The sequence below is a fragment of the Comamonas sp. FUJ_7 genome (genome assembly GCF_057369555.1).
In genome coordinates this window covers 1-11,504 of record NZ_JBXXZI010000007.1, presented here as the reverse complement: position 1 = coordinate 11,504, position 11,504 = coordinate 1, and the positions used below count along the sequence as shown (strand labels likewise).

General features: G+C 60.6%; 13 protein-coding genes. 9 read left to right on the top strand and 4 right to left on the bottom strand.

Annotated elements, in window-relative coordinates; all coding sequences use genetic code 11:
* Window positions 1–97 precede the first annotated feature (97 nt).
* The 4 genes from hpnC (at window position 98) to AC2I9W_RS11675 (ending at window position 3,735) form a co-directional block, all read left to right on the top strand.
* Entirely contained in the window at window positions 98–1,009 is a 912-nt protein-coding gene (hpnC, locus tag AC2I9W_RS11690; RefSeq protein ID WP_486410138.1) for a squalene synthase HpnC, read from the top strand.
* A gap of 137 nt (window positions 1,010–1,146) precedes the next feature.
* A complete protein-coding gene (gene hpnD / locus AC2I9W_RS11685; RefSeq protein ID WP_486410137.1) occupies window positions 1,147–1,986 on the top strand; it encodes a presqualene diphosphate synthase HpnD in 840 nt (279 codons plus the stop codon).
* Between the two features lie 8 nt (window positions 1,987–1,994).
* Window positions 1,995–3,341 (top strand): hydroxysqualene dehydroxylase HpnE, encoded by a 1,347-nt coding sequence (gene hpnE, locus AC2I9W_RS11680; RefSeq protein WP_486410136.1) that lies wholly within the window; start codon window positions 1,995–1,997, stop codon window positions 3,339–3,341.
* Window positions 3,342–3,489: 148 nt separating this feature from the next.
* On the top strand, window positions 3,490–3,735 hold the full coding sequence (locus tag AC2I9W_RS11675; RefSeq protein WP_486410135.1) for a hypothetical protein: 246 nt from the start codon (window positions 3,490–3,492) through the stop codon (window positions 3,733–3,735).
* A gap of 105 nt (window positions 3,736–3,840) precedes the next feature.
* On the opposite strand, the gene AC2I9W_RS11670 is transcribed toward AC2I9W_RS11675, so the two are convergent.
* From AC2I9W_RS11670 to AC2I9W_RS11660, 3 genes are read right to left on the bottom strand one after another with little or no spacing between them, the layout of a single operon-like run.
* Window positions 3,841–4,056 carry a DUF2788 domain-containing protein gene (locus AC2I9W_RS11670; RefSeq protein ID WP_486410134.1) on the bottom strand — a complete coding sequence of 72 codons (216 nt, stop codon included), beginning with the start codon at window positions 4,054–4,056 and terminating at the stop codon, window positions 3,841–3,843.
* A 46-nt stretch (window positions 4,057–4,102) separates the two neighbouring features.
* Complete coding sequence (locus tag AC2I9W_RS11665) at window positions 4,103–4,951, bottom strand: DUF2189 domain-containing protein (RefSeq protein WP_486410133.1); 849 nt, start codon at window positions 4,949–4,951, stop codon at window positions 4,103–4,105.
* 45 nt (window positions 4,952–4,996) lie between these two features.
* Window positions 4,997–5,746: an HAD family hydrolase gene (locus AC2I9W_RS11660; protein WP_486410132.1), complete on the bottom strand. Its 750-nt coding sequence runs from the start codon at window positions 5,744–5,746 to the stop codon at window positions 4,997–4,999.
* A gap of 71 nt (window positions 5,747–5,817) precedes the next feature.
* Here AC2I9W_RS11660 and hemH point away from each other — a divergent pair, with 71 nt between their 5' ends.
* The 5 genes from hemH to AC2I9W_RS11635 all read left to right on the top strand — a co-directional run bounded on the left by hemH (window position 5,818) and on the right by AC2I9W_RS11635 (window position 10,292).
* Window positions 5,818–6,915, top strand: a complete 1,098-nt coding sequence (hemH, locus tag AC2I9W_RS11655; RefSeq protein WP_486410131.1) for a ferrochelatase — start codon at window positions 5,818–5,820, stop codon at window positions 6,913–6,915.
* A 146-nt stretch (window positions 6,916–7,061) separates the two neighbouring features.
* Window positions 7,062–7,613: a hypothetical protein gene (locus AC2I9W_RS11650; RefSeq protein WP_486410130.1), complete on the top strand. Its 552-nt coding sequence runs from the start codon at window positions 7,062–7,064 to the stop codon at window positions 7,611–7,613.
* A gap of 293 nt (window positions 7,614–7,906) precedes the next feature.
* The gene (locus tag AC2I9W_RS11645) at window positions 7,907–8,863 is read left to right on the top strand and encodes a sulfurtransferase (RefSeq protein WP_486410129.1); all 957 of its coding nucleotides are present in this window, start codon (window positions 7,907–7,909) and stop codon (window positions 8,861–8,863) included.
* 143 nt (window positions 8,864–9,006) lie between these two features.
* The gene (locus tag AC2I9W_RS11640) at window positions 9,007–10,104 is read left to right on the top strand and encodes a YeeE/YedE thiosulfate transporter family protein (protein ID WP_486410128.1); all 1,098 of its coding nucleotides are present in this window, start codon (window positions 9,007–9,009) and stop codon (window positions 10,102–10,104) included.
* Window positions 10,105–10,118: 14 nt separating this feature from the next.
* On the top strand, window positions 10,119–10,292 hold the full coding sequence (locus tag AC2I9W_RS11635) for a hypothetical protein (RefSeq protein ID WP_486410127.1): 174 nt from the start codon (window positions 10,119–10,121) through the stop codon (window positions 10,290–10,292).
* 69 nt (window positions 10,293–10,361) lie between these two features.
* On the opposite strand, the gene AC2I9W_RS11630 is transcribed toward AC2I9W_RS11635, so the two are convergent.
* Window positions 10,362–11,333 carry a rhodanese-like domain-containing protein gene (locus AC2I9W_RS11630; protein WP_486410126.1) on the bottom strand — a complete coding sequence of 324 codons (972 nt, stop codon included), beginning with the start codon at window positions 11,331–11,333 and terminating at the stop codon, window positions 10,362–10,364.
* Window positions 11,334–11,504 lie beyond the last annotated feature (171 nt).

Below are 11,504 nucleotides of genomic sequence, written 5' to 3'. Positions count from 1 at the left end.
GCGCTGATTGTGCACGCTCGTGCATTTTTCATGCGGGCTTTTTCTCTCACCCCGGCCAGAGTCGTTGCCCACCCGCTCCCGGTTCACAATAGGGCCCGTGAACCAAGTACCTACCGCAAGCACCGCCTCGCAGACTCCTGCCAGCATCACGCATTACGAGAACTTTCCCGTGGCCTCCTGGCTGTGCCCGCCCCGCCTGCGGGCGCCCATCGCCGCCATTTATCACTTTGCACGCACCGCGGATGATCTGGCCGACGAGGGCGACTGCAGCCCGGAGCAACGCCTGACACTGCTGCAGCAATATACCCAAGATCTGGAGCAGCTCAACACGGCAGGGGAGGCCACCATGCTCGCCCATACGGCCTGGCCTCAGGTCTTTGCCCCTCTGGCCGTGCAAATGCAGGTCCACCAATTGCCCAAGCCGCTGCTGGCGGACCTGCTCAGTGCCTTCAAGCAGGACGTGCGCATGACGGCAGCCCAGACGCCTTACGCCGACATGGCCCAGTTGCTGGACTACTGTCGTCACTCGGCCAACCCCGTGGGCCGCCTGCTGCTGCACCTGTATGGCGTTGTCAGCCCCAGAGCCCTGGTGCAAAGCGACGCCATTTGCACCGCCCTGCAGCTCATCAACTTCTGGCAGGACCTGAGCCAGGACTTGCCACGTCAGCGCCATTACCTGACTGAGTCCGACCTGGCCCGCCACCACATTGCACGCAGTGCTATCCAACCCGAAGCAAGCGCCTTGACACCGGCACTGAAAACACTGCTGGCCGAGCTCAATCACCAAGCCCGCAGCCTGATGAATCAAGGCGCGCCGCTGGTGCACCAGTTGCCAGGGCGTGTGGGCTGGGAGTTGCGCCTGGTCATTCAAGGGGGACTGCGCATTCTGGACAGACTGGATGCCATGCAAGGCCGCAACCTCTACCAGCGCATCAAGCTGGGCAAGGCCGATATCCCCGTGCTACTTTGGAACGCATGGCGCATGTCTGCTTCAAAAAAATTAAGCTAAAACAGCCTCAAACCCTTGATACACCAGCGCCTCAAGCTATCAATACTGAAAAAGCGAAAGACTTTTGATGATAGGCATACCGCGCATTTCACGGTTGCATCAGCCAAGTGCCTGCACCATGGGACAATGCTTCCCCTATGAATCCGGATCAGTACGTCCAAGACAAAGCTGCCTCTTCTGGCAGCAGCTTCTATTACGCCTTCCTCTTTTTGCCCAAGGAGCGTCGCGCCGCTATCACGGCTTTTTATGCTTTCTGCCGCGAAGTGGATGATGTAGTCGATGAGGTCACCGACCCCGGCGTCGCCGCCACCAAGCTGGCCTGGTGGAAGAGCGAGGTACACAAGGCCTTTGCTGGCCAGTCAACCCACCCCGTGATGCAGGCGCTGATGCCCCATGCCCAGACCTATGGCATTGAAGAGCGTCACCTGCAAGGAGTCATCGAAGGCTGCCAGATGGATCTGGACCAGACCCGTTACCTCGACTATGCCGGTTTGCAGCGCTACTGCCACCTGGTTGCCGGCGTGGTCGGCGAAGTCGCCGCCCGCATCTTCGGCCAGACCGACGAGCGCACCACCGAATACGCCCACACACTGGGTCAGGCCCTGCAGTTGACCAACATCATCCGCGACGTGGGCGAAGACGCCATGCGTGGCCGCATCTACCTGCCCATCAGCGAGCTGCAACAGTTTGATGTGAAGGCGCACGAGATCAACAAGCGCGAATACTCCGAGCGCTTCACCGCCCTGATGCGCTTTCAGGCCGAGCGCGCCCACGGCCTTTATGACAAGGCCCTGGCCATGCTGCCCGAAGCAGACCGCCGCGCCCAAAAGCCCGGCCTGATGATGGCCAGCATCTACCGCACGCTGCTGCGCGAGATCGAATCCGAGAACTTCCAGGTGCTGCACCAGCGCATCAGCCTCACACCGCTGCGCAAGCTGTGGCTGGTGTGGAAGATGCAAGCGCTGGGCCGAATGTAAAAGTGACCATGAAGGTTGCCATCATCGGTGGCGGCTGGGCCGGCATGGCCGCCGCAGTACAGCTCTCGCTCAGCGGTCATCACCCCACGGTTTTTGAAGCCAGCCGCCATCTGGGCGGCCGTGCCCGCAATCTGGCACTGGCGGACGGCACGGTGGTCGACAACGGTCAGCACATTCTGATTGGTGCCTATACCGACAGCCTGCGGCTGATGCGCGCCGTAGGCATAGAGCCCGAGCAAGCCATGCTGCGCAAGCCACTGGCCATGCGTTATGCCGATGGCAGCGGCCTTTCATTTCCCAAGCTGCCCGCACCTCTCGATGCACTGGCAGGCATTGCCAGTGCCAGCGGCTGGTCGCTGCGCGAACGCGCCGCTCTACTGGCGCGCGCCGTACGCTGGCGTGTGCAAGGCTTTCGCTGCGCAGACACCGCCACGGTGGCCGATATCTGCAGCGGCCTGCCACAGCGCCTGTTCGATGAATTCATTGAGCCACTGTGCGTCTCCGCCCTCAACCTGCCCGCCGCGCAAGCCAGTGGCAGCATCTTCTTGCGCGTGCTGCAAGACGCTCTGTTTGCGGGCACGGGAGGCTCGCATTTTTTGGTGCCTCTCTGCGGCCTGGGTGATCTTTTTCCTGTGCCTGCCGCCCAGTGGCTACAAGCCCGCGGTCACACAGTGCACACGGCAAGCCGCATTCAGGAGCTGATTCCTCAAGGCCAGCAATGGCTGCTGCGCAGCGCCAATACCGCCATTGCTGCCGAGTTAGAGCAGTCGCGCTTTGATGCCGTGCTGCTGGCCTGCTCGCCACAAGAGGCTGCACGCCTGGCTCTGCTAGCTGCCGAAGATGAGCGCCTGCCCGCTCGCATTGGCGTGCGCTATCAGGACTGGGCTCAGACTGCGCAGTCACTGGAGCACACCGCTATTGCCACGGTGTATGCCCGCACCAGCCATCGCCTTGCTCAAGGCCTGCCATGGACTGCACTGCACCCCAGCGAAAAGGCTCCCGCGCAATTTGTGTTTGACCGAGGCCACCTGCACCCCTCCGCTGAAGATCAACAAGGCTTGATGGCCTTTGTGATCAGCGACTGCCGCACAGACCGCGAAACACTGCAGCAGCAGGTACTGGAGCAAGCCTTGAAGCAGTTGGGCTGGCAGGACATTGAGGCCGTGCAAACCGTGGTGGAAAAGCGCGCCACCTTCGCCTGTAGACCGGGTATAGAGCGCCCCGGCATCGCGCTTGGGCGCTCGCTCTGGGCCTGCGGCGACTACATCGCAGGCCCCTATCCCGCCACCTTGGAAGGTGCCGTGCGATCCGGCTTGCAGGCCGTGGATGGGCTAGTCCGTGCGGACCAGAATTGAGCTCCTCATAGGAAACCCTATAGGGACAATCCTGATCGTCAGATAGTCCTACTGCATCAGGTGTGACAGCCGTTTGACAGTCACAGTTGCAACCATGGCTAGCGAAGCAATCGCATAGCCTCATAAAACACGAAGCAACGGAGACAATATGGCATCCACACTTGATCCATCCACACGCGAATTTCTGAATATTTCGCGCCGCCACCTGCTGAGCAGTGCGGGATCTATGGCTGCCAATGAGCACCTTCCTGACGGCTCGGCCTGCATCTCAGTGCCATGGGTATCTGACGAAGAGGCCGAAAGTACGGTGCATGCTCAAGCAGCACCCTGGCAGCGCCTCATGACCAGCCAGCCGCAAAGTGCAAGCTCTCAAGGCATAAGCTGGTGTCGGTAAGCGGCTCTCACAGCCTAGCAGCTGACCGGTCCATCAGTGCACATGCGTAATGCGCCCCCTGCCTCTCTTCCATGCCCATGAAGATGGGGCAGGAGCGTACCGACATCAATTACGTTCAATCCACCACTGAATAATGATCTTGGCCAGGTAGCCTACAAAGCCGACTCCCAGACCGAGAAAGATCACAAAGGTGCCGAACTTGCCTGCCTTGGACTGGCGCGCTAGCTGCAGGATGATGAACACCATGAACAAGATGAAGGCGCCCACGCCCCATGTCAGGAAAAAGTGGGCAAGCTGCTCTTCCGTATAACCGAATATCACGACAACCAGGTCCTTACAGCCTTGCCGGACCCTGGTCGCTCAATGCTCAAGCAGCAGACGCCATCTCTTCATCTCTTGCGGGGAATGCAGAAGCATCCACCAGATCTCGATAGGCGTGCCAGCTGGCATGTCCCAGCAAAGGCATCACAAGCACCAGCCCCAGCAAATAGCTGCCAAGGCCCAGCAAAGTCAACATCACAATCAGCACCGCCCACAAGGCCATAGGGCCCGGGTTGGCCAGCACCACGGACCAACTGGTCAACACGGCCTGGCGCACGGTCACTCGCCTGTCCAGCATCAGCGGCATGGCCACCACGCTGGACGCAAAAATCGGAGCAGCCAGAAAGCTGCCCAAAGCCATCCATTGCATGAACAACTGGCCATCTTTTGCCAGCACCACATGCGCAATGAAATCCTGAGGTGTCTGCACAGGCACGGGCGACATCACGGTAATCAGCGAGGCTGAAACCATCACCCAGCCCGTCGCGGCCAGCGCAAGCAAGGTGCCGAACTTCACCATGCACCAGTAGCCACCCTGGCCTGTGGCATGGCAGCTTTGCCATTGAGTCCAGGTGCGGGCTATCAGGCCCCAGTCAGCCGCTTCGCCACGCTCCAGTGCCCGACTTACGGCATAGAGACTGGTCGCCACCAGTGGCCCTACGACCAGAAAGCCTGACAAGGCTCCAGCCATCAGCCAGAAGCGATTGTGCCCCACGGTCAGGATTGCTGCACCAATCAGGATCAAGGCCAGACCATGCGCCAGGCTGATTAACGGAGCGTTAGAGATGTCCTGAAAAGCTCTGGACAGCCATACAAAAGGCTGACGCCAGCCAATGGTTTGCACTGGAGCCAGTGGCGGCGGATTGAGAAAGCGGGCAGACAGGCAGGTAGGCATAGGCTGTTCCTTTTCGCTGACCCGCAAAGCTTGCGCTCGTCCCGGTCAACGATCTGCCAGCCCCTGACACAACTGCCAAAGGCTGGCGACTGTGACGTGGGGTTCAGCTCCCACGTAAGGCCATGCTAACTGGCCGCGGTTGAGCCAGACCGCGTGCATACCCGCATCCATGGCTCCCTGGACATCCAGTGCAGCATCGTCACCAATATGCAGCACCTGTTCAGGAGCCACTCCTGCCGCATCAGCCGCCGCATGAAAAAAACGGGTTTCCGGTTTGGCCATTCCGCTGCCACTAGCCGACAGGCTGGCCTTGAAGTGCTGACCAATGCCCACCACATGCACATCTGCATTCCCATTGGACAAGGCCACTACAGGCCAGCGCTGCGAGAGAAACTCCAACGCTGGCAAGGCATCCTCAAACAGGTCGACGCGCTGGCGTGCCGCAAAGAACACATCAAAAGCGGGCTCAGCCAGCGCAGGATCATCTCCCGCTCTTTGCAAGGCCAGCCGGATCGATTCTCGCCGCAGAGCACTCAAGTCAGCTTGAAGGTCGGGGCGCAGATTCACGATCTCCTGTCGCAAAGCCCGAACCTTGACCGTATCTCCCAGGTGCAATGCCGTGGCAGGTGCATGCGCTTGCAGCCATTGCAGCAAAGCGGCCTCGGCCTTGGCAATCGTGGGCCAGATAGGCCACAGGGTGTCATCAAGGTCCAGGCTGATGGCACGAATCTGTCCGTTGTGACGCAGCGCCTGCAAGGCAGTCAGCGATGATTCAAGTCTTTCTTGGAAATGCATGGCCTCAAGAATAGCTGGCCGGCAAAGTCTCAGGAATACTGGACCTACCTCTTAGCTGAGACAATAAGCGCATGCCTTCACGCTTTGTGCCCGAACCACCTTTCCGTCACGATCAATCTGCCCGCACCGGCATTCTGCTGTGCAATCTGGGCACTCCCGATGCGCCCACTGCAGCAGCCGTTCGCCCATATCTCGCAGAGTTTCTGGGAGACGACCGCGTAGTCGAGATTCCCAAGCTGGCCTGGTGGCCCATTTTGCATGGCATCATTTTGCGCACCCGCCCTGCCAAGTCAGCGGCCAAGTACGCCACCGTGTGGGATGAGACCGAAGGCTCTCCCCTGCTGCACTGGACCACACGCCAGGCCACGCTGCTGCGCGGCTGGCTGGGCGAGCGCGGCCATAACGTGCATGTGCTGCCGGCCATGCGCTATGGCAAACCATCTGTTGCGGCGCAACTCGATGCCCTCAAAAAAGAAGGCGTGACGCGCATTCTTGTTCTGCCGCTCTACCCCCAGTACTCGGGCACGACCACGGCCAGCGTATTCGATGCCGTCTATGACTGGGCCAAGACCCAGCGTCACATTCCCGAGCTGCGCTTTGTCAACCGCTACCACGATGATGCGGGCTATATCGAAGCGCTGGCTCAGCGCATTGAGGCGCACTGGCGCGGTCATGGCCGGGGCGAGAAGCTGGTGATGAGCTTTCACGGGGTGCCCGAGCGCACCCTGCACCTTGGCGATCCCTATCACTGCGAATCCCACAAAACGGCACGCCTGCTGGCCGAGCGACTTCAGCTCAATGCCGACCAGTACCTGGTCACCTTTCAGTCGCGCTTTGGCAAGGCCAAGTGGCTGGAGCCTTACACCGAGCCATCCCTAATTGCTATGGCCCAGAGCGGAACCAAACGCGTCGATGTGGTCTGCCCCGGCTTTACCAGCGACTGCCTGGAAACGCTGGAAGAGATCAACCAAGAGGCACGCGAAGCCTTTTTGCACGCGGGCGGACAGCAGTTCGAGTACATCGCCTGCCTCAACGACAGCGCGCCGTGGATCACCGCCCTCAGCGACATTGCCCAGCAGCACCTGCAAGGCTGGCCAACGCAGCGCGAGGACGAAGCCAACCTCAAAGCCCGCGCCGAACGCGCCAAAGCTTTGGGTGCGGGGCAGTAAGCAGCGACTACGCCAACAACCATGAGGGCTAGTTCCCCTCTTCTCTGGCTTCTCACGCTTTTGGGGGCCTGCGATGGCCCGGCAGACCTTCGCCCTCTTGAGGCCACTTTGCCTGTGGCCTTCTTGTCAAGTCTTCGAAATTTCTCATGATTGCTCTGCGCTCTTTGTGGCTCACCGCCGCTGTTACCTTCACTCTTGCAGCTTGCCAGCCGGAAACAACACCGCCTAGCCCGTCTACAGGCGCACTGGCTGGCACGGACACCATCGCTCAGGCCACTCCAGCCAGTGCGCCAGAGCCTGAGTTTGAACACCCTGCCCCCGACGAGCCAGTCACCGGAGGGCAGGCAGAGGCCGCAGCCCGTGAAGCCGCCGGCATCGAAGAGCCATATTCCGCGCCCGGCACCGAGCCCTGGTTCGGTGAAGGCCAGCCGGTCTCGATCACGCTGGAGCATGTGTATACGCCGGGCAAGCCGGACTACATCATGGTCATCCGCTCAAGAGCCGACGAACTCATGATCTACGATCTGGAAATCAATCGCGGCAACTGCCAGCACTCGCATATTCAAAAAGTCATGGTGCCCGTGGACATGCCTTTTACGCTGAAATTCGGTCAGGCCAAAAAAGTGCGTGTGCTATGCGACAAGGTGATTGAAGCGTCGGTGGATACCCAGTTCGGACGAATTACGCTGGGTGAATAAGTCGGCTGGCACTTTCGACCGTACAAGCCACATGGGCATCAGCCCATTGCGGTGCTCTTGATAACACCGCACCCCTTAAAACTCCTATTTCAATAGCTGAAAACGATTGATACAAAAGCATTTGCAAGCTTTTCAATGGAGTTTATTGCCACAGATAGCAACAGAATCTTTCATAACTCCAGGCAATAAGCAGACAAGTTTTTCTTGGTTGGTCTCGCGGCCATCCGGCCGGACAATAGAGCCCTCAGGCGTAGCCACGCCCTCTGACGACTCGGCCTGCGCCGACTCCTGCCATGAAAAACTCTCTGACCATCTATGCACTGGGCCTAGGCTTGAGCCTGGGCGCAAGCAGCTGCGCCCTTGCCGCACAACCTCTGCTCACGCCGGAGCAGCTACAGCCCCTGCTACAGCAAGCCGACGTTCGCCTGATCGATATCCGCGACCCCAAGTCTTTTGAGGCCGGGCATATCGACAAGGCCGCCAACGCCCCTTACGGCAAATGGCGCGGCCCTGCCACCAATCCCGGCGAGCTGCCCGACCAGTCCAAGCTGGTGGCCCTGGTGCAGGCGCTGGGTCTGACGCCAGAGACGCACGCCATCGTCATTTCCAGCGGTGCCGACGCCACAGACTTTGGCGCCATGGCCCGCGTGTACTGGACGCTCAAAAGCCTGGGCCTCAAGGAGCTGTCCATCGTCAACGGCGGCATGAAGGCCTGGGAGGCCGCAGGCAAGCCCGTGGGCAAGACCACGGTGCAGATCGCCCCCAGCTCCTACGCCCCGACGTTCGATGCCAGCTGGCTGGCCACGCAGCAGGATGTGGGCAAGCACATCGACCTGTCCAACGCAGCATTGGTGGACTCGCGCCCCGATGCGTTCTATCAAGGCAAGACACGCGCCCCCGCTGCCAAGGTGTCGGGCACGCTGCCCGGCGCCCAGCAGCTGGACTTCAACCAGTGGTTTGTGCCCGGCACCACCTTGTTTGTAGACGCCAGCAAGGCCAAGGACATTGCCGCAAAAATCCAGCGCCAGCAGGGCCAGGACATGGTGGCCTTTTGCAACACTGGCCACTGGGCGGCGACCGACTGGTTTGGCCTGTCCGAAATGGCGGGCCTGCCCAATGTGAAGCTGTACGCTGGCTCCATGGTGGACTGGACCCAGCAAAAGGATGCGCCGCGCATGGCCAACCAACCCGGCCGCGCCGAATCCCTTGCCTACGATGCCAAGAAGTGGTGGGAAAAAACTTTTAAATGACACCCCCTGAGTCGCTTCGCGCCTTCCCCCTGAGGGGACGTCACCTTCGCTTCGCGGCGGCGCTTGCTTGGCGTCTCTGACTTAGCGAATGGGCGTTTTAAACATCGCGCACTGAAGCTGTTCAGATATTCAAGAAAACCAATATGAAACGACTTCCCATAACGGCGCTGCTGGCCGTTTTCTTTGGCTGGCTGCTGTGGTCAGTGTCTGTACGCCAGGCCGCTCTGTTTGCCGTGGGCATTGGTCTGGGTGCTGTGCTGGCTGGCAAGCGCTTTGGCTTTACCACAGGCTGGCGCATGCTGGTTGAGGAAAAAGACGGCAGCGGCATCTTTGGCCAATTGCTGCTGCTGGCCCTGGCCGCTGCGCTGGCCATGCCTTTGCTTGGCCACTTCCCTGAGCTGACGGCAGCGCTCGGCCCACCCAGCATCAGCCTGCTGGTTGGGGCCTTTGTCTTTGGCCTGTGCATGCAGATTGCGGACGGCTGCGGCAGCGGCACGCTGTACAAGGCGGGCATGGGCATTCCCATGAACACCGCCATCCTGCCCATGTTTGCCATTGGCAGCTTTCTGGGCAGTCTGCACCTGGGCTGGTGGCTGGACCTGGGCAACACCGCCCCCGTAGGCCTGGTCGCCGAATGGGGCTGGGCACCCGCGCTGATCGCCACACTGGCGGCGCTGGCCGTGGTCGCTGCAGGCGTGGCTTTGTATGTGAAAAAAGCCAATGCCGCGCTCAACCGCCCAGCCAAGCCGCTGCTGGCACGCAAGTGGTTGGTGGGCGCCGTGCTGCTGGCCATTTTGGCCACGCTCAACCTCATCATCGCGGGCCAGCCCTGGGGTGTGGTCTATGGCTTTGGCCTGTGGGCCGCCAAGGTGGCCAATGCCACGGGCGCTGTCGATCTGGCCAACAACTGGTTCTGGAGCCAGCCCGGCAACGCCGCTCGCCTGCACGAAACCGTGCTGCTGGATGTGACCAGCATTACCAATATCGGCATTTTGGGTGGCGCGCTGTGGATTGCGGCTGGCAAGACCACGGCTGCCAAGGCCTTGACTGGCACGCAGTGGATCGTCGCGTTGGTCGCGGGCCTGGTGCTGGGTTACAGCTCGCGCCTGGCCTTTGGCTGCAATGTGGGCGCCATGCTCTCGGGCATCTCCACAGGCTCCATCCATGGCTGGATCTGGGTGCCGCTGGCCTTCGCGGGCACCATCTTTGGCCTGCGCATTCGCCGCCACTTTGGCTTCTGAGCAAGGGAATTGCAATGACTACACAAACTACCTTGCGCGCTGTGTTCTGGACCGCGCTTGTCGTTTTTCTGGCCTGGGATTTTCACAGCTCGCCCGCCATTGATCTGCGCTTTGAAGCGCCGCTGATCGCTGCAGGCTCCGGCCAGGCGGCTCAGGGCGGGCATTGCTCCATGCCGGCCGGCAAATAAGAAGCAAGCAACCCATTCACGTTCACCCATCAAAAAAAGCGGCAAGCTCCATCAGGGCTTGCCGCTTTTTCATGTCTGGGCATCCACCACCTGATCGGGCTGGGCCTCCACATTCAGCCCTGCCGCTTCCCAAGCCGTGAGACCGCCCACCAAGGGGCGCACATTGGTGAATCCCGCCCGCTGCAACTGCCGCGCCACGCGTGCTGCAGATATTTCATTGGGGCAGTCGCAATACACCACCAGCCCATGCTGGTGCTGCTCGCGCGGCAGCAAGCGGTCATAGGCGGGCTTGCCCTTTTCGGGACGCTGGGCCCAGGAGTACGCTCCCGGAATATGGCCCATGCCATAGAGCATGGGCTCGCGCACATCAATCACCGTCGGGTGTATGCCTTGCGCGTTCAGGCCCGCGAGCTCCTGCACGGAAATGCGCGGCATCTTCAGCGAGCGCACCACGCGCTGGCGCTGCCACCACTTGCGGGCGACAAACACCACAAAGGCAATCGAGATCAGCAGCAGCCCCCACTTGCCCAGCGCAGTCAGCACATCCAGCAAGTCCTGCACCGTGGAGGAAAACAGCGAGCCCAGAAAGACAGCCGAGCCTACCCAGATCAGCGCGCCCACGGTGTCAAACAAGACAAAGGTGCGCAGCGGCGTGCCAACCACGCCAGCCAGAGCGCTGGCAATGGATGCAAAGCCTGGCACAAACTTGGCCACCAGCAAGGACTTGGCACCCCAGCGGCCATAGACGGATTCGGTCTGGCGAATGCAGGCGTCTGGCGAGAGAGAAATGCGGCAGATGCGGCCCAGTACCCGGTGCCCATAAGTCTTGCCCGCGTGATACCAGAAAACATCGGCAATCAGGGCTGCCGTGACCGCAATGGCGGTCAGCCAAAGCAGCCGCGCCAGGCTGCCTCCCTCCAGCGCACCCGTCACCACCAGCACCGGATAGGCGGGAATAGGGGCCCCCAACTGCTCAATCAGCACATTGAGAAACACGATGCCAAAGCCATGCTCTCGAATCAGATCCACCAACCAGCCCATATGTCTTGCCCCTTGTCCTGCACCCGGATGGGTTCCGATGCTAGCGAGCACAAAACATCCTCGAAAGGCAGAGGTTGTTGTGCTGCAAACCGAGGCAGACAAAAGCAGCTTGAACTGAGACAGACGGCTTCATGCACGACAACATAGCCTACTGCTGGCCCATAAAAAAAG

What these genes read in the sequence shown, in the direction of transcription:
- hpnD (WP_486410137.1), top strand. Translation starts at nt 1,147, where the DNA reads ATGAATCCGGATCAGTACGTCCAAGACAAAGCTGCCTCTTCTGGCAGC.
- hpnE (WP_486410136.1), top strand. Translation starts at nt 1,995, where the DNA reads ATGAAGGTTGCCATCATCGGTGGCGGCTGGGCCGGCATGGCCGCCGCA.
- AC2I9W_RS11675 (WP_486410135.1), top strand. Translation starts at nt 3,490, where the DNA reads ATGGCATCCACACTTGATCCATCCACACGCGAATTTCTGAATATTTCG.
- AC2I9W_RS11665 (WP_486410133.1), bottom strand. Translation starts at nt 4,951, where the DNA reads ATGCCTACCTGCCTGTCTGCCCGCTTTCTCAATCCGCCGCCACTGGCT.
- AC2I9W_RS11660 (WP_486410132.1), bottom strand. Translation starts at nt 5,746, where the DNA reads ATGCATTTCCAAGAAAGACTTGAATCATCGCTGACTGCCTTGCAGGCG.
- hemH (WP_486410131.1), top strand. Translation starts at nt 5,818, where the DNA reads ATGCCTTCACGCTTTGTGCCCGAACCACCTTTCCGTCACGATCAATCT.
- AC2I9W_RS11650 (WP_486410130.1), top strand. Translation starts at nt 7,062, where the DNA reads ATGATTGCTCTGCGCTCTTTGTGGCTCACCGCCGCTGTTACCTTCACT.
- AC2I9W_RS11645 (WP_486410129.1), top strand. Translation starts at nt 7,907, where the DNA reads ATGAAAAACTCTCTGACCATCTATGCACTGGGCCTAGGCTTGAGCCTG.
- AC2I9W_RS11640 (WP_486410128.1), top strand. Translation starts at nt 9,007, where the DNA reads ATGAAACGACTTCCCATAACGGCGCTGCTGGCCGTTTTCTTTGGCTGG.
- AC2I9W_RS11635 (WP_486410127.1), top strand. Translation starts at nt 10,119, where the DNA reads ATGACTACACAAACTACCTTGCGCGCTGTGTTCTGGACCGCGCTTGTC.
- AC2I9W_RS11630 (WP_486410126.1), bottom strand. Translation starts at nt 11,333, where the DNA reads ATGGGCTGGTTGGTGGATCTGATTCGAGAGCATGGCTTTGGCATCGTG.